Source organism: Streptosporangium brasiliense (assembly GCF_030811595.1).
Taxonomy (GTDB): domain Bacteria; phylum Actinomycetota; class Actinomycetes; order Streptosporangiales; family Streptosporangiaceae; genus Streptosporangium; species Streptosporangium brasiliense.
Map to the genome: position 1 here is coordinate 2,387,029 of NZ_JAUSRB010000002.1, position 17,104 is coordinate 2,404,132.

Here is a 17,104-nt window from a genome sequence, read left to right on the forward strand (position 1 = left end):
ATAATGCGCCGGGGCCCATGAGGTTCAACACCATCTAGCGGCCATTTGGCCGACTTACTTGCTTCCGCATGGGGCCGCCCGATAGGGGCGGGGATGCGGGGATCGCGAATGCGTGACCGTAGACCACCGTCCAATCTGTGGAGCTGCGGTACCCGTGCGGCGAACTTCAGCCGGCAACGGGCGATCCTGATGGCGTTCAACACTCCTTTCGTTTATCCCTGCTTCTTCTCCGAACTCGTACACCACGCGGCAGCGCGTCCACGGCCGGGACCCTTCACCTGCATTGGCCCTGGCACGTCCGACCTTCTGCCATTCACTACTACTGCTGTGGCAGCGCGTCCACGGCCGGGACCCTTCACCTGCATTGGCCCTGGCACGTCCGACCTTCTGCCATTCACTACTACTGCTGTGGCAGCGCGTCCACGGCCGGGACCCTTCACCTGCATTGGCCCTGGCACGTCCGACCTTCTGCCATCTACCTACCTCGTCCACTGCTGTCCACGTCCGCCCGGGCAGTCCGTCGTGATGCTTGAGTCTTGCGCTGCCCTCGTGGATCCGTTCCTTGCGATGTCAGGAACTCTATCCTCAACTAGCTCAGGTGTCTACCGCAGTCACTGCAGATTTTTGATCCCGAGGAAGTAAGGATGATTCCTACGTCGAGAGAAGGTCGGCGACAGCCTGCTCGATGCTGTCGCGCAGCTCGAAGTGGGCCAGCAGGCCGGTGCGTTCCAGCAGATGCCGCAGGCCGTCCGGGATCCCCACGAGCAGGAGCCGGCTGGTGGCGGTGGCCTGAACGCGTTGCAGGGTGTGGGCCAGGACCCCCAGGGCGGTGGAGTCGTAGAAGGTCAGCTGCGACAGTTCCAGCACCAGGCGCGGGCCCACGTCTGGTTCCCAGAGCGTGTCGATGTGGTCGGTGAGCGTGGGCGCGGTGATGAAGTCCAGGTGCCCGCCGACCTCCAGCACGCTGCAATGCCCCCGATGGGTCACCCGCACCCGCAACTCCTGCTCGTGATGATTCACCTCAGCCCCTCCTCCTGCGTACCGTCGGCGAAGCCCTGCGATACCCCGATGAAGAGCGGGAATGCCCATCGCCGCCGACGGAAGGAGGCATGACGTCGCGCGAGGACAGACGCATCCCCTTCCCGTACGGCCCGCGGAGGCGCTCCCCTCTGAGCCGTCCCGTCACCCGGCGGGTCACCGGGAACGCCGTGGTCTGCCGCCTGACGGGGCGGCCACCTTCCTCTCAGGGGCGGTGGCCGTCCTGCCGGGAGCCGCCCGCCTCCGTCACAGTGACGGGGCCCGGCGCAGTGCCGCCGCGGCGTCCTGGAGGGTGTCCAGCAGGGGGACGAGCAGGGGGTGCCGTTCGGCGCCCCGCCGTACGGCGGCGAAGACCCGCCGCTCCGGGCCCGGGACCGGGCGGATCACCACGCCGGACAGGTCGGCCGCGCGCAGCGCCAGGCGCGGGACCATCGCCACGCCCGCCCCGGCGGCGGCCAGCGCGACCACCGCGCTGAAGTCGTCGGAGGAGTGCGCGAACTCGGGGGTGAAGCCCGCGTGCTCGCAGGCCAGGGCGATCACGTCGTGGCAGGGATTGCCCGGGTAGGGGCCGATCCACGTCTCGCCCGCCAGGTCGGCGACGGACAGGCCGGGACCGCCGTCCGCGGGCGGCTCGGGCCGGCCCGTGGGGTGAAGGGCGCCCGGGACCCCCGTGACCGGGAGGGCGCCTCCGGCGAGGTCCGCGTCCGCCGGGGCGTGGTCCGTGTCCGCCGAGGAGCGGTCCATGTCCGCCGGAGCGTGGCTCATGCCCGCCGGGGCGTGGCCCGCGTCCGCCGAGGAGCGGTCCATGTCCGCCGGAGCGTGGCTCATGCCCGCCGGGGCGTGGCCCGCGTCCGCCGGGGGACGGTCCGCCAGGGCGTGGCCACGGGGGAGCACCACGTCGAACGGCTCGGAGTAGAGCGGGATCCGGGACAGCCGCCGGTCGTCCTCGGCGGGGGCTCCGCGATATTCGACGGCCACGGCCACGTCCACCGCGCCGTCGAGGACCTTGGTGAGACTCTGGTCGCCCTCGGCGTCGAGGACCCGCACCTGGATGCCCGGCTCCTTGTCCCGCAGGGTGCTCACCGCCGGCGCGACGACCAGCCCGATCGCGGTGGCGAAGGAGGCCACCTTCACCTCGCCCGCCGTGCCGGCGGTGTAGGCGGCGATGTCGGCTTCGGCCCGCTCCAGTTGGGCGAGCACCTCGTTGGTGTGGCCGAGCAGGATCCGGCCGACGGAGGTCAGCCGGACGCCCCGGCCGTCGCGCTCCAGCAGCCGGTGGCCCACCTCGTGCTCCAGGGCGACGAGCTGCTGGGACACCGCGGAGGGGGTCAGGTGAAGCGCGGCGGCCGCGGCGGTGACCGTCCGGTGGTCGGCCACCGCGCGCAGGGTCCTGAGCCGCCGCGTGTCTATCACCTCTCCATTCTCGCCGAGGTCACCCGCGGGCCGTGACGAAGGCGTCCACCGCCCGGTCGACGTCCTCGGTGGAGTGGGCGGCCGAGAGCTGGACCCGGATCCGGGCCTTGCCGTGCGGGACCACGGGATAGGAGAAGCCGATCACGTAGATGCCCTGCTCCAGCAGGCGTTCGGCCATCGCGGCGGCCTCGGCGGCGTCGCCGATCATCACCGGGGCGATGGGGTGGTCGCCGGGCAGGATGTCGAATCCGGCCTCGGTCATCTTGGTGCGGAAGCGCTCGGTGTTGGCGCGCAGCCGCTCGCGGGCCTCGCTGTGGCCGCTGATCAGGTCGAGGATACGCAGGGAGGCGGCGGCGATCACCGGGGCGAGGGAGTTGGAGAACAGGTAGGGGCGGGAACGCTGGCGGAGCAGCTCGCAGATCTCCTTGCGGGCCGCCACGTAGCCGCCGCTGGCCCCGCCGAGCGCCTTGCCGAGCGTGCCGGTGATGATGTCGACCCGGTCCGTCACGCCGTGCAGCTCGGGGGTGCCCCGGCCGTTCGGGCCGACGAAGCCGACCGCGTGCGAGTCGTCCACCATGACCATGGCGTCGTAGCGCTCGGCCAGGTCGCAGATCTCCTGCAGCGGCGCGACGTAGCCGTCCATGGAGAAGACGCCGTCGGTGACGATCAGCCTGCGCCGGGCGTCGGCGGACTCCTTGAGCCGGGCCTCCAGCTCGGCCATGTCGCGGTTGGCGTAGCGCAGGCGGCGGGCCTTGCACAGGCGGATGCCGTCGATGATGCTCGCGTGGTTGAGCGCGTCGGAGATGACCGCGTCGCGCTCGTCGAGCAGGGTCTCGAACACCCCGCCGTTGGCGTCGAAGCAGGAGCTGTAGAGGACGGTGTCCTCCTGGCCGAGGAAGTCCGACAGCCGCGCCTCCAGCTCCTTGTGCACCTCCTGGGTGCCGCAGATGAAGCGGACCGACGCCATGCCGAAGCCCCAGCGGTCGAGGGCCTCCTTGGCGGCGGCCACCACCTCGGGGTGGTCGGCCAGGCCGAGGTAGTTGTTGGCGCAGAAGTTCAGCACCTCGCCGCCGCCGGACACGGCGATGCCGGCGCGCTGGGGGGTGCTGATGACCCGCTCGGGCTTGAGCAGCCCGGCGGAGGCGATCTCGTCGAGGGTGGCGCGCAGGTCGTCGCGGACGTTGTCGAACATCAGGCGGTCCAATCCAGGATGATCTTGCCGGTCTTGCCGCTGGCGGCGGTGTCGAAGGCCGCGTCGAAGTCGCGGTAGGAGAAGCGGTCGGTGATGACGGGGGACAGGTCGAGGCCCTTCTCCAGGAGCACGGACATGGCGTACCACGTCTCGTACATCTCCCTGCCGTAGATGCCCTTGATGGTGATCATCGAGGTCACGATCGTGGCGAAGTCGACCGCGAACTCCTCGGCGGGCAGGCCGAGCATGGCGATCTTCCCGCCGTGCGTCATGTTGGCGATCATCTCGCGGAGCGCCTGCGGGTGCCCGGACATCTCCAGCCCCACGTCGAAGCCCTCGCGCATGCCGAGGTCGTGCAGGCCGTCGGCGACGGACCGCTCGGCGACGTTCAGCGCCAGGGTGACCCCGAGCTTGCCGGCCAGGGCGAGCCGCTCGGGGCTGACGTCGGTGATGACCACGTTGCGGGCGCCCACGTGCGTGGCCACGGCGGCGGCCATCAGCCCGATCGGCCCGGCCCCGGTGATCAGCACGTCCTCGCCGACCATCGGGAACGCCAGGGCGGTGTGCACGGCGTTGCCGAACGGATCGAAGATCGCCGCGATGTCGGGGTCGACCGGCACCCGGTGCACCCAGACGTTGGAGGCCGGGAGCGTCACGTATTCGGCGAAGGCGCCGTCCCGGTTGACGCCCAGCCCGACCGTGTTGCGGCACAGGTGGCGCCGCCCGGCCATGCAGTTGCGGCACTTGCCGCAGACCAGGTGCCCCTCACCGCTGACCAGGTCGCCGACCGCGATGTCCTCCACGCCGGGTGCCACCTCGACGACCTCGCCGCTGAACTCGTGGCCGACGATGAGCGGCGTCCGCAGGGTGTGCCGCGCCCACGCGTCGAAACTGCGGATGTGCAGGTCCGTCCCGCAGATCCCGGTCCGCAGCACCTTGATCAGCACTTCTCCGGGGCCGACTACCGGCTCCGGAACGTCCAGCAACCACAGGCCCGGTTCGGCCTTCTCCTTGACCAGCGCCTTCATCACAGATCCCCCCTCAGGTCCGACCTTACGCACTGTGCCCGGCCGGCTCCGAAGGTGTCCATCGCGGTTTTCTTAACCCCGCCCACAGTGCTGCTTCACGCTCGGTCCGGACGCCCTCCGGGCGCCCCTCCCGGAGGGTCTGCCCGGAGGCTCCGCCGGATCACCTGCGATCGGACGCGCTGGTAGGGCCCGTACGGCGCGTGGGGTCAGGAGGTGGAGGGGTGGTGGTGTTTGTTCAGGTCGGCGAGGGCGTCGGAGGGGGCGGCGGCGGGCCCGAGCTGGCGGGGTCCCGCGTCGACGTCGGCGGCCTCGGCCACCGCCTCGGCCGCGGCCTGCTCCGCCTGCGCGGTCTCCCTGGCGGTCGCCTCACTGATCGCGGGGGCCTCGCGGGTCGCCGCCGACGGGGGCAGGGACTCGGTGAACGCCTTGGAGACGCCCTGGAGGGCGGAGGTGACCTCGCTGGGGATCACCCAGAACGTGTTGCCCTGGCCCTTGGCGAGCTCCGGCAGCACCTGCAGATACTGGTAGGCCAGCAGCTTGGGGTCCGGGTCGTTGCGGTGGACCGCCTGGAAGACCTCGTCGATGGCCTGGGACTGGCCCTGGGCCTTGAGGATCGCGGCGCTCCGGTCGCCCTCGGCGCGCAGGATCGCGCTCTGCTTGTCACCCTCGGCGGTGAGGATCTGGGACTGGCGCTGGCCTTCGGCGTTGAGGATCGCGGCGCGCTTGTCACGCTCGGCGCGCATCTGCTTCTCCATCGCCTCCTTGATGGACTTGGGCGGGTCGATCGCCTTGATCTCCACCCGGTTCACCCTGATGCCCCACTTGCCGGTCGCCTCGTCCAGCACGCCCCGGAGCTGGCTGTTGATCGTGTCGCGCGAGGTGAGCGTCATCTCCAGGTCCAGCGAGCCGACGACGTTGCGCAGGGTGGTGACCGTGAGCTGCTCGACGGCCTGGATGTAGTTGGCGATCTCGTAGGCGGCGGCGCGGGGGTCGGTGACCTGGAAGTACAGTACGGTGTCGATCTCGACCACCAGGTTGTCCTCGGTGATCACCGGCTGCGGGCGGAAGGAGACCACCTGCTCGCGGAGGTCGATCATCGGATAGACCCGGTCGATGTAGGGGATCACGAAGTTCAGGCCCGGCTTGAGCGTGCTGTGGTAGCGCCCGAGCCGCTCCACGTTGCGGGCCCGGGCCTGGGGGACGATGCGCACCGAGCGGACCACGGTCATCACGGCGAACAGGACGATGAGCAGACCGGCTATCAACAGCGCATCCATGGTCACTCCCGGGGATATACGAGCGCGGTGGCGCCCTCGATCTCGATGACGTCGACGACGGCCCCCGCTGGGATCACCAGCGTCTCGTCGTAGGCCCTGGCCGACCACTCCTCGCCGCCGATCTGCACCCGGCCGTCCCGCCCGGTGACCTCTCGCACGACATAGGCGGGTTTGCCGACGAGCGCCTGGACCCCGAACCGCTGCTCGGCGGGCATCCGCTGGAGCTGGCGCCTGGCGATGGGCCGGACCGCGACCACTCCCGCGGCCAGAGCGGCGGTGAACACCATGAGCTGGAGGGGGATCGGCAGACCGAGACCGGCGGCGATGGCGGCGAACAGGGCGGCGCCGCCGAGCAGACCCAGGGCGGTGGTCAGGGTGAAGATCTCAGCCACACCGAGCACCACCGCGAGGACCAACCAGATGACCCAGTCTTCCATGCTCCGGCCTCCTATTTAGATGAACGGCTCGGATGTCCAGGAGGTTCCTCCCCCTACCGTATGTCGTTATCTGGAGCACCGTCAGTGCCCGCGTCGCGGGACTTGCGGTCAGGGCGGCGCCGGGGCGGAGGCGGTCAGGCGGCGGGGCGGTCCGGGGGTGCGCAGGGCGCTGCCGGCGAGCCACTCCTCCCAGGAGCGCTGCCAGTAGCCCCAGCCGTTGTCCCACTCCAGCTCGCGGTCGGTGCCGCGGATGATGACGGGGTCGCCGCGCAGGGAGGTGTCGAAGAACCAGGCGGCCTGGTCGGGGCGGGCGTTGACGCAGCCGTGGCTGACGTTCGCCCTGCCCTGGGCCCAGAGGTTGTCCTTGGCGTGGACGTACTCGCCGCTGCCGGAGATGCGGACCGCGTGGTCGATCATGACGTCGTAGAAGCCGGGGTCGCCCTTGTCCCGGCCGGGGGAGACCATGCGGACCGGGCTGGCCTTGTCCATGGTCAGGTGGACGCCGCTCGTCGTGGTGTATTCCTCGGTGGTGGCCGTGCCGGCGCTGATCGCCATCCGCTGGACCGTCCTGCCGTCCCGCGTGACCCGCATCCGGTGGGTCCGGGTGTCGATGAAGCTGACCTGCCCCCGGCCGACGGTGAAGGGCACCGTGTGGTCGGCCGTGCCGTAGGTGCCCCTGGCCGCGCGGACGCCGGACAGGTGCGCGGTGAAGGAGACCCGCTGCCGGGCCGGCCAGCCGCGGCGGGGCCGGTAGACCACCTGGGTGTCGCTCACCCAGTGCCAGGCGCCCTCGACGGGCTTGGTGGAGCGGACCTCCAGGGCCCGCTCGACGGCGGCCCTGTCCTCCACCGGGGCGGTGAGGTCGACGATGATCGGCATGCCGACGCCCACGGTCTCGCCGGGGTAGGGGGTGACGGAGCGGACCTGGAAGGTCCGGGCCGGGGTGAGCGTGCGGAACCTGCCGGAGGCGGTCGCCGTGGTGCCGTCGGCTCCCGCCGAGGTGACGTTGACGATGTACTCCCGGTCAGGGGTCAGGGCCCAGTCCGAGCGCCAGGTGGTCCGGGCGCGGTCGAACCGGCCGGGCACCGGGGCGCCGCCCGCGTAGGCGCTCACCCCGGTCAGCGTGCCCGTGCCGGCCCGGACGACCAGGCCCCGGCCGGTGCGGGCGCGCACCGAGTCGAGGGGAGGGGAGATCCGCACGCCGGCCGCCGTCACCGTCGTCGGGCGGCCGTCGCCGGCGACGACCGATGAGCACCCCGTGACCGCGAGCGGGAGAAGAACGATCGGGAGACATCCCGCGGCGCGCCGCATCTGTTCCTGCCTTCGGGGTACGCGAATGATCGACTACCCCACATTAGCGATCAGTGATCAGATGGGCGCGCGGCGTCACGCGGCGTGGCTACCTCGCCGGCCGGACGGTCCCCGACACCTCGCCCAGGGTGATCACGGTGCCGCCGGGGCCGGGGGCGGACGCGGTGATCGTGACGGTGTCGCCGTCCTCCAGGAAGGTCCGGGCCGAGCCGTCGGGCAGCTTGAGCGGCTCGGTGCCGTTCCAGGTCAGCTCGATCAGTGAGCCCCGCTCGCCCGGCTCGGCGCCGGAGACCGTGCCGCTGGCGTACAGGTCGCCGGTGCGCAGGCGGGCGCCGTTGACGGTCATGTGGGCGAGCATCTGGTCGGGCGTCCAGTACATCTCCCGGTACGGCGGGCGGGAGACGACCTCGCCGTTCAGCTCGACCTCCAGCGTCAGGTCGAGCCCCCACGGCTCCTGGCGGCGCAGGTAGTCGAGCGGCTCGGGGGTCTGCTCCCGGCCCGGGACACGGGCCTCCGACAGGGCCGCGAGCGGCGTGATCCACGGCGACATGGAGGTGGCGAAGGACTTGCCGAGGAACGGGCCCAGCGGGACGTACTCCCACGCCTGGATGTCCCGGGCGCTCCAGTCGTTGACCAGCGTCACACCGAACACGTGGTCCTCGAACCGGCCGGCCCGCTCGCCGAGGGCCGTCGGCGAGCCGACCACGAATCCGAGCTCGGCCTCGATGTCCAGCTTGGCCGAGGGGCCGAAGACCCCGGCGCCGCGCTGTCCGGACGGCCGGACGACCGGGGTCCCGGATACCACGACGGTCCCGGCCCGGCCGTGGTAGCCGACCGGCAGGTGCCGCCAGTTGGGCTTCAGCGGCTCATCGTCGGGACGGAACATCCGGCCGAGGTTGGAGGCGTGCTCCAGCGAGCAGTAGAAGTCGACGTAGTCGGCCACCTCGATCGGCAGGTGGAGCGTGACCTGCTCCAGCGGGATCAGGTGCGGCTCGACCGCGCCCAGGTCGGTGCCCAGCTTGTTCTGGATCACCGCCCGGGTGTCGCGCCAGGCGTCCGCGCCCCTGGCCATGAAGGCGTTGAGCGAACCGGTGGCGAACACCTCGTCGTGCAGGGCCCCGGCGAGGTCGACCACGTGCTCGCCGTAGCGCACGCCGACGCGCGGGGTCTCACCCTCCTGCCGGGAGAAGACTCCGTAGGGCAGGTGCTCCAGGCCCCAAGACATCACGCGTTCTCCTCTGCGTCGACGGGCGCGTCGACAGTCGTGTCGGTGATCAGGCCGAGGGCCAGCAGGTCCTCGACCGGGGTGCTCGTGCTGCAGGAGCCGTACGACACCAGCAGCTCCCTGGCACGCTTGGCGGTGGCGTCCGGCACGGCCTGCGCCAGCCGTACCAGCCCGCCCACGTCCGTCGAGCGCAGCACCGGCACCGGGTCCCCGCCCTCCACCGCCGCGCAGACCGCGAGGACCAGGTTGAGGAAGCCGTGCCGGTCGGTGCCCAGCGTCGGGTAGAAGTGGCGGACCGCGTTGTGCAGCCCCGCGGTCGCCTTGAACGGGAGGCCGTGCTCGGCGCAGTAGGTGATGAAGGAGCCCAGGTCCTGGGCGGTGGGGAAGGCCGCCGCGGTCAGCCCGCCGCACCGGATCTTCAGGCCGACTCCGGGCGGCACGTCCACCGGGAGCTGGGCGGCGGTGACCTCGACGAACTGGCGGGCCGGGAAGCCGAGGCCGACGGCCCGGCCGCCCGGCACCTCGACCAGCTCGACGGTGAGGCCGTCGAGCGGTGGGACCTCCGGGGTGTCGAGGATCAGGCCGAGCCTGACCGGGGAGTCCAGGCGGGCGCGGAGCTCCGGCAGGCGGCTGGCCGGGCAGAGGAAGCGGTGGGTGAGCACCGGGCTGCCCTTGGCGAGGTCGGCGCTGTGCCGCCGGAGGGCCTCGGCCATCGGCAGCGCGGTCGGCGGGAACAGCCCCGCGTCGTCGACGAGGTCGTGGAAGAGCGTCATCGGGCCCAGGTCCACGCGTAGGCGGGGTCCTCGACCGACAGTCCGGCGGGGCCCAGGTCGAGCGGGCGGAAGGTGTCGACCATCACGGCCAGCTCGCTCGTCTGGGTGTGCCCCTGCCGTACGGCCTCGATGACGGCCTCGACGGCGCCCGGCTGCGGGCCGTGGGTGAACCCGGCCGGGTGCAGCGAGATCGAGCCGACGTCGATGCCCGAGCCCTTGCGCGCGGTGTAGTCGCCGCCCGCGTAGAACATCAGCTCGTCGGAGTCGACGTTGTGGTGGTTGTAGGGGATGGGGACGGCGTCGGGGTGGAAGTCGAGCGGCCGGGGGCAGAACGAGCAGATCACGAAGTTCGGGCCCTCGAAGGTCTGGTGCACCGGCGGCGGGGCGTGGGTCCGCTTCACGATGGGCTCGAAGTCGTTGATGTTGAAGGCGTAGGGGTAGAGGCAGCCGTCCCAGCCGACCACGTCGAAGGGGTGGTTGCGGTAGACCAGCCGGGTCAGCCCGCCGCGCGTGCGGACCAGCACCGGCACCTCCTCGCCCTCGACGGTCAGCGGCTCCTGCGGGGTGCGCAGGTCGCGCTCGCAGTAGGGGGCGTGCTCCAGGAACTGGCCGTATTTGGACAGGTAGCGCTTGGGCGGCCGGATGTGCCCGGCGGCCTCGATGGCGAAGGCCGTGACCCGGCCCTGGGGGACCCAGCGGTGGATCGTCCCGGTCGGGATGACGACGTAGTCGCCCGCGCCGGCCTCGATGACGCCGTAGGTCGACTCGAACCTGACCCGGCCGTCGGCGATGTAGACGCACTCGTCGCCCATGGAGTTGCGGTACAGCTCGCTGGGGGTCTCGCTCGCGGCGTACGACATGCGGACGTCGGCGTTGCCCGCCAGCAGGCCGCGCCCGGTGACCAGGTCGCCGCCCGTCGGCAGGTCCTGGGTACGGAAGTGGCGGGGGGAGAGGGGGAGGTTGGGGGTGAGCGCCGTGGCCGAGGTGGGCTCGACCGCCTCGGCCTTGATGATCGCCGTGGGGAGGTGGCGGTGGTAGAGCAGGGAGGAGTCGCTGGAGAAGCCCTCCTCGCCCATCAGCTCCTCGGCGTACAGCCCGCCGTCGGGCCGCCGGAACTGCACGTGTCGCTTCCTGGGGACCTCGCCCACGGTGCGGTAGTACGGCATCCGCTTCTCCCAGCTTGTCCGATTAACGGACGTTGTTGTCCTTTATACGAACAACCATCTTTCACCGGCGGGATGATGTCAACCAGGGCTCCGGCGCGCGGACCCGGGGGTGGGTCTCAGCCGCCCGGAGTGACGGCTCCGGGGTCGATCAGGCGCAACGGGTGACCGGCCCCGGCGGCGCGCTATGCCGTGACGCCGTCGAAGGCGACGGGGAGGTGGCGGGGGCCGCGCAGGACCGGGTTCTGCCGGTAGGGGGGCGGGTCCGCCACGAGCCGCGGGCCGTCGAGCCGGCGGGCCAGCCCGGTCAGCGCGAGCTGCGCCTCCAGCCGGGCGAGGGGCGCGCCGAAGCAGTAGTGGATGCCGCTGCCGAAGCCGAGGTGCTCGTTGTCCCGGCGTCCGGGGTCGAACCGGTCGGGGTCGTCGAACCGCCTGGGGTCCCGGTTGCCGGAGGCCAGCATCAGCCAGATGGACGCCCCGGCGGGGATGACGGTGCCGGCGATGTCGATGTCGGCCAGGGCGGTGCGCTGGGGCAGGAGCTGCACCGGCGGCTCGTAGCGCAGCAGCTCCTCCACCAGGGGGACGGCCAGGTCGGGGTCCTCGCGCAGCCGCTTGAGGGCCTCCGGGTGGCGCAGCAGGGTGAGCGTCCCGTTGGTGATGAGGTTGACGGTGGTCTCGTGGCCGGCGATGAGGAGCAGGACGGCGGTGGTGATCAGCTCCACCGGCGACATCTGCCCGTCGGGTCCGTGGTCGGTGATCAGCGCGGAGAGCATGTCGTCGCCGGGCGCGCGGCGGTGCTCCTCGACGAGCCCGGCGAGGTAGGTGCCCAGCTCGGTGCGGGCCCGCTGGGCGGTGCGCTGCCGCTCCTGCGGGCCCTCGGCGGGGCTGGGGTCGAGGGCGGCGACGATCGCGTCGGCCCAGCCGTGGAAGAGCACCTCGTCCTGGTGCGGGACCCCCAGCAGCTTGCAGATCACCATCACCGGGAAGGGATAGGCGAAGTCCTCGACGATGTCGACCTGCTCCCGGCCCTGGAAGCCGTCGATCAGGCCGGACACCATCCGGACGAGGTCGCCGCCCATGTCGTGGATCCGCCGGGGACTGTGCGGCGGTCCGAACGGCCGCGTCGCCAGGCGGCGCAGCCGGTCGTGCTCGGGCGGGTCGAGCCGCAGGAAGCTGGGCGGGAGCGTCGTGTCGTCCTCCGGCGGGAGGTCGCCGCCCGCTTGAGGGGTGCGGTTGCGCACGTCGGAGCTGATCCGCGGGTCGTGGAGCAGGCTGAGGATCTCCCAGTAGGTGCTGACGGTGTAGACGCCGTCGTCCTGCCGCGCCACCGGGGTCCTGCGGAGCTCGGCGTAGAGGGGGTAGGGGTCGGCGCGGTTGGCGTAATCGGTGATCTGGTGCAGCAGGGTGCCCGAAGTCGCAGTCATGGTGGAGTCCTTGGACGTGATCGGCCGGCGCGCCGGTTGTCAGGCCCGGGCCGGGGTGAACGTGACCCGCCGCTCGCTGGGCGAGTAGCCGCTCAGGGTGACGGTGGGCCCGTGGGTGGGCAGTGCGGGGTCCGGGAAGTCGGCCCCGACCGGCCGCAGTCCCTCGGGCCGCCGGTCGACGTTGGCGAAGACGGGCGGGAACGGCGCGGCCGACTCGATCTGCTCGCGATAGAAGTCGATCCATCTGGCATGGTCGAAGGTGACCGCGGCGATGACGCGGCCCTGGTGGCCGTAGGCGGCGGCGAATCTGCGTTCGGCGAGCGATCCCTGGGTGACGATGAGCTCCTCGCCCATGGGCGGCACGCCGACGGACTTGATGTTCACCCCGAACTGGGCCGACCAGAAGGCCGGCACCCACAGGTGGGGGCGGCGGTCGGGCCCGGAGCTGATCATGTTGTGCGCCGCGACCTCGGCCTGCGCGAGCGCGTTGCCCCAGTGCTCCAGGGAGAGGAACTGGTAGCCGAAGAGCGGGTGCGGGGACCGGGCGACGTCGCCCGCGACGAAGATGTCGTCGGTGACGATGCCGTGCACGTCGAACGCGCGGCACCCGGCGTCGCAGGCGACCCCCCGGGGTCCGGCGCCCAGCCCGGAGCCCGCGAGCCACTCGGTGTTGCGCATCGCGCCGAGCGCGATCACCGCCACGTCGACGTCCAGCGTGGTGCCGTCGGACAGGTGGGCGCGCTTCAGCCGCCCGGCCGGATCGCCTTCGAGCGCGGTCACCATGATGCCGCAGCGCAGGTCGACGCCGTGCTCGCGCTGGAGCTCCGCCGCGACCGCGCCGATGACGCCCCCGAGCGCACCCACCAGGGGGGCCGGGCCGCGCTCGGCGACCGTGACCTCCAGGCCCCGCTCACGGCAGGCGGAGGCGACCTCGGAGCCGGTGAACCCGGCGCCGATGACGAGCACCCGGCGGGGCCTGGCGGCCAGCCGACGTTCCAGCCGGGCGGCGTCGTCGGCGGTGCGCAGGACGAAGACACCGTCCAGGTCGGCCTCCGTCTCCCTGGGCCACGGCCGGGCACGGGTGCCGGTCGCGATCAGCAGGCGGTCGAACCCGACCTCCTGGCCGTCGGCCAGGCGCACCCGCTTGCCGGTCAGGTCCAGCCCCGTGGCGGCGACCCCGAGCCGCCACTCGGCGTCGAGCGCGCGGCGCCGGGGGAGGGCGGTGCCGTCCGCCGGCACCTTGCCGAGCAGGACCTGCTTGGACAGCGGCGGCCGGTCGTAGGGTTCGGACGGCTCGTCCCCGATCATGGTCAGCGCCCCGACGAAGCCCTCCTCGCGGAGCGTCTCCGCCGCGCGCAGCCCCGCCAGGGAGGCGCCGACGACGACCACGCGGCCGTGCTGCCTGAACGCCCTCGCGGATCCGTCAACGGTCATGGGCCTGCGCCCTCTCCAGCGCGATCGGCGCGTCTGTCCGGTCGACCAGGATGGCCTGGACCGGGCATGCCGCCACGGCCCTCATGACCTGTTCGCGCCGCGCCTCGTCGGCGCCGGGGTCGTACATCAGCGCTTCCTCACCGTGCATGGTGAACACGTCGGGGGCGAGGAAGGCGCACTGCGCGTATCCCTGGCACCGGTTGAGATCGACGACGAGCCTCATGAGGACCCTGTCCCTTCGACGGGTTCGGTCATCAAGTTCTGCCCAGCGTAAAAGCGCTGGGCAGGGCAGTCGTCACCGGTAATCGCCGTGTTGCGCATTTTGGCGTGACCTTTGCCGGGCTTCTCCCAAACGGCTCCCAAACGGTGAGCGATGGGCGGTTCTCACCGAGATTTCGGGTGTCTCGCACGCGCGCTGGCGGGGCCGTGCTCCCGGCCGGGGAGCGGCCCCGGCGGCCGGTCCCGGAGGCTCCGCCCGCCGGGACCGCCGTTCACTCCCGGACCACGCCGGGAAGTCGTCTCACTCCCGGTCCACGCCGGGAAGTCACTCCCGGATCAGGCCGGGAAGTCACTCCCGGATCAGGCCGGGAAGTCGTCCGGGTCGACGCCGCTGGTGCGGGCGTTGCCGTTCCTGACGGGGTTGAGGGTCAGCGTCCAGATGGTGGAGCTGGAGGAGGTCGTGGTGAACTTCAGCCGGTCGTCGAAACGCTGGTAGACGGCGCTCTGGGTGAACCTGCCCTTCGCGGTGCTGAACTTGTATCCGCTGGTGAAGTAGATCCGGTAGGTGCCGTCCTCGACCACGTCGGTGCTCGCGTTCGACCTCGCGCGGATGTAGAGGCTGATCGCCTTGGACCTGCCCCGGACGAGGGTGACGACCGCGTCCTTGCCGGTGCCGTTCTTGATTTTCAGGGTGCCCTGCCCGCTGCTGAGGCGGTCGTAGAGGAGCGTGCCGTTGCCCGGCCGCGCGGCGGTCAGCGCCGAGGACGCCGAGGACGCCGAGGCGGTGTCCCGCGTGGACGCGGCAGCGGGGCCGGCGGCGAGACCGGCCAGGAGAACGGATGTGAGGATCGCTCCCGCGAGGGGACGTAGAGAGATCATCGTGCCAATATGGCGAATCCCGGTTGCCCGGTCAATGTGATTCCCATTGGCGGCCTTCATGCCCCGGGGTATCCCCGGAACGGGGGCGGCGGCGCCCCGGATGAGCGGGCCGCGGAGGATCGTGAAAATCCGCAAACAGTATGAAGTAATTGGAATTCATATCAAAAGCTGAAAATGCATGGCGAGCAGCGGAGCGGTCCTTCAAAACTCTGCAGGTGGGGGGATTCACCGCGTGCGACACCGTGGAGCCGACGCGTGGCGCGTCATGCCGCCCGTCTCCCCCGTCCGGCCCGGCACCGGACATCAGGCCAGGGCCGTGGCCAGTTCGGCGGCGGCGGCGGCCACCCGGGGGCCGATGACGGCCGGGTCCAGCGGGGTGAAGGAGATCACTCCCACCGAAGCCTCCAGCCAGGGGACGTCGGGGACGGGGGCGGCTATGCCCCGGGCGCCCTCCTGGAGCTGGCCCTCGGTGACCACGTAGTCGGTGCGGCCCTGGCGCAGGGCGAGGACGGCGAGGCCGGCGGCGCCCCGGGTGAGCGGGTGGCGGGAGCCCTCGCGGTAGGCGACGTGCATGTCCGTCCAGGAGGGCTCGACCACCGCCACCGCCAGGCCGTCGTCCCCCTCGGCCACGGTGAGGTGGGCGGTCGCGCCCACCTCCTCGGCGAGCCTGCGCAGGGTCGGCATGGCGCCCTCACGGAGCAGCGGCTGGACGGCGCGCGCCAGGACCAGGACGCCGAAGCCGAGGTGGGCGCGGCCGTCGCCGTCGCGGCGGACGAAGCCCTCGCTCTGCAAGGTGGTGAGCAGGCGGTAAACCGCCGGGCGGCTCAGACCGAGCTCGGCCGCGAGCTCGGTCGGGGTGCGCCCGCGGCGGCCGTCGGCCAGCAGGCGGAGCAGGCGCAGGCCGCGTTCCAGGGTCTGCGACGATTCGGCCGGCATCAGGGCACCTGCTGGGCTGGGAACATGCTCCCGATTATCGGTGGTGCCCGGGACGGAGGCGGGCGGGGCCCGGCGGCCTTGCGGCGGGGACCGGGAGTGGTCCACGGTGAAGGGATCCACAGAAAAAGGGGTGGCCGGGGGATGAAGTCCGTCATCGTGGTCGGAGCGGGGATCTGGGGCACGTCGCTGGCGCTGCGGCTGGCGGAGTCGGGGTGGCGGGTCACGCTGGTCGAGCAGTACCAACCCGGGCACCTGCGGCAGGCGAGCGCCGGGGAGACGCGGCTGCTGCGGGCCTCGCACGGGAGCGACGACTGGTACGCCCGGATGGCCCGGCGGGCCCGTGAGCTCTGGCGGGGGCTCGGCGAGCGGGTCGGCGAGGAGCTGTACGCCGAGACGGGCATGCTCTGGTTCGCCCGGCGGGAGCAGGGCTGGGAGCGGATGAGCGCCGCGGTCCTGGAACGGCTCGACATCCCGCACGAGCTCTGGGACCCGGCCCGGGCGGGGACCCTCTTCCCCGACTTCCGGGGCGACGACCTGGAGTTCGTGCTCTGGGAGCCGCAGGCCGGGGTGGTCCGGGCCCGGCGGGCCACGCAGGTGACGGCCCGTCTGGCCCGCGCGGCCGGGGTCACGGTGGTCAGGGGGCGGGCCGAGCCGTACGGCGCGGAGCCGTACGACGTGGTGGTCCCGCGCGGGCCGGAGCCGTACGGCACGGCGTTCCAGGGGTGGGCGGAGCCGGACGGCGGACCCGGCGGGCCCGCGGTGCGGATCGGGGAGGAGGTGCTGCGGGCCGACCGGGTGGTGTGGGCCTGCGGGGCGTGGCTGCCCCGGCTCTTCCCCGGGACCGCGGACCTGCGCGTGACCAAGCAGGACACCGTGCACTTCGCGGTGGAGCCCGGATGGGACACCCCCGCCTGGGTCGACTACGACGGCTCGGTCTACGGGCACGGGGACGTCGACGGGCTCGGGATGAAGGTGACCTCGGACGCCGAGGGCGGACCGTACGACCCGGAGACGGGGGAGCGGCGGATCTCGCCGTCGAGCGAGGAGGCCTCGCGCGCCTACCTCCGCCGCAGGTTCCCGGGCCTGGCCGGGGCGCCGGTGCTGTTCAGCCAGGTCTGCCAGTACACCCTCACCCCCGACGCCGAATGGGTGCTCGCCGAGTGGCAGGACGGGGTCTGGCTGCTCGGCGGCGACTCCGGACACGGGTTCAAGCACGCCCCGGCCCTGGCCGAGTACGTCGCCGAGATCCTCGACGGCGGGCGGGAGCCCGAACCCCGCTTCGGCCTCCACCCCCGGACCGCCGCCCGGGGCCTGCGCACGAGCGGTCTGACCGACCGGTGATCAGTTGTCATGTC

The 17,104-nt window shown here is 72.0% G+C and carries 16 protein-coding genes; 1 reads left to right on the forward strand and 15 read right to left on the reverse strand.

Annotated elements, in window-relative coordinates:
• Positions 1–651: 651 nt before the first annotated feature.
• The 15 genes from J2S55_RS19745 to J2S55_RS19815 form a co-directional block, all read right to left on the reverse strand.
• Positions 652–1,020, reverse strand: coding sequence for an STAS domain-containing protein (locus J2S55_RS19745; protein WP_306863030.1), 369 nt, complete (start codon positions 1,018–1,020; stop codon positions 652–654).
• 264 nt (positions 1,021–1,284) lie between these two features.
• On the reverse strand, positions 1,285–2,451 hold the full coding sequence (locus tag J2S55_RS19750; protein WP_306863033.1) for a LysR family transcriptional regulator: 1,167 nt from the start codon (positions 2,449–2,451) through the stop codon (positions 1,285–1,287).
• Between the two features lie 19 nt (positions 2,452–2,470).
• Entirely contained in the window at positions 2,471–3,643 is a 1,173-nt protein-coding gene (locus tag J2S55_RS19755; protein ID WP_306875493.1) for a glycine C-acetyltransferase, read from the reverse strand.
• Positions 3,643–4,671 carry an L-threonine 3-dehydrogenase gene (gene tdh, locus J2S55_RS19760; protein ID WP_306863036.1) on the reverse strand — a complete coding sequence of 343 codons (1,029 nt, stop codon included), beginning with the start codon at positions 4,669–4,671 and terminating at the stop codon, positions 3,643–3,645. Before tdh ends, J2S55_RS19755 begins: the two co-directional genes overlap by 1 nt.
• Before the next feature lie 206 nt (positions 4,672–4,877).
• The gene (locus J2S55_RS19765) at positions 4,878–5,948 is read right to left on the reverse strand and encodes an SPFH domain-containing protein (protein WP_306863038.1); all 1,071 of its coding nucleotides are present in this window, start codon (positions 5,946–5,948) and stop codon (positions 4,878–4,880) included.
• 2 nt (positions 5,949–5,950) lie between these two features.
• Complete coding sequence (locus tag J2S55_RS19770; protein ID WP_306863040.1) at positions 5,951–6,385, reverse strand: NfeD family protein; 435 nt, start codon at positions 6,383–6,385, stop codon at positions 5,951–5,953.
• Positions 6,386–6,493: 108 nt separating this feature from the next.
• Entirely contained in the window at positions 6,494–7,696 is a 1,203-nt protein-coding gene (locus tag J2S55_RS19775) for a L,D-transpeptidase (protein ID WP_306863041.1), read from the reverse strand.
• An 88-nt stretch (positions 7,697–7,784) separates the two neighbouring features.
• A complete protein-coding gene (gene fahA, locus J2S55_RS19780; protein ID WP_306863043.1) occupies positions 7,785–8,921 on the reverse strand; it encodes a fumarylacetoacetase in 1,137 nt (378 codons plus the stop codon).
• Positions 8,921–9,709 (reverse strand): hypothetical protein, encoded by a 789-nt coding sequence (locus J2S55_RS19785; protein ID WP_306863045.1) that lies wholly within the window; start codon positions 9,707–9,709, stop codon positions 8,921–8,923. The genes fahA and J2S55_RS19785 overlap by 1 nt, the downstream gene beginning before the upstream one ends.
• Positions 9,691–10,860, reverse strand: coding sequence for a homogentisate 1,2-dioxygenase (locus J2S55_RS19790; RefSeq protein WP_306863047.1), 1,170 nt, complete (start codon positions 10,858–10,860; stop codon positions 9,691–9,693). Before J2S55_RS19790 ends, J2S55_RS19785 begins: the two co-directional genes overlap by 19 nt.
• 182 nt (positions 10,861–11,042) lie before the next feature.
• Positions 11,043–12,281: a cytochrome P450 gene (locus tag J2S55_RS19795; RefSeq protein ID WP_306863049.1), complete on the reverse strand. Its 1,239-nt coding sequence runs from the start codon at positions 12,279–12,281 to the stop codon at positions 11,043–11,045.
• Between the two features lie 39 nt (positions 12,282–12,320).
• On the reverse strand, positions 12,321–13,715 hold the full coding sequence (locus J2S55_RS19800) for an NAD(P)/FAD-dependent oxidoreductase (protein ID WP_306863051.1): 1,395 nt from the start codon (positions 13,713–13,715) through the stop codon (positions 12,321–12,323).
• On the reverse strand, positions 13,705–13,938 hold the full coding sequence (locus tag J2S55_RS19805; RefSeq protein WP_306863054.1) for a ferredoxin: 234 nt from the start codon (positions 13,936–13,938) through the stop codon (positions 13,705–13,707). The genes J2S55_RS19800 and J2S55_RS19805 overlap by 11 nt, the downstream gene beginning before the upstream one ends.
• A 356-nt stretch (positions 13,939–14,294) precedes the next feature.
• The gene (locus J2S55_RS19810; RefSeq protein WP_306863056.1) at positions 14,295–14,813 is read right to left on the reverse strand and encodes a hypothetical protein; all 519 of its coding nucleotides are present in this window, start codon (positions 14,811–14,813) and stop codon (positions 14,295–14,297) included.
• 303 nt (positions 14,814–15,116) lie between these two features.
• Positions 15,117–15,749 carry an IclR family transcriptional regulator gene (locus tag J2S55_RS19815; RefSeq protein ID WP_306863057.1) on the reverse strand — a complete coding sequence of 211 codons (633 nt, stop codon included), beginning with the start codon at positions 15,747–15,749 and terminating at the stop codon, positions 15,117–15,119.
• Positions 15,750–15,890: 141 nt separating this feature from the next.
• On the opposite strand from J2S55_RS19815, the gene J2S55_RS19820 reads away from it, so the two are divergent.
• The gene (locus J2S55_RS19820; protein WP_306863060.1) at positions 15,891–17,090 is read left to right on the forward strand and encodes an NAD(P)/FAD-dependent oxidoreductase; all 1,200 of its coding nucleotides are present in this window, start codon (positions 15,891–15,893) and stop codon (positions 17,088–17,090) included.
• Positions 17,091–17,104: the final 14 nt, after the last annotated feature.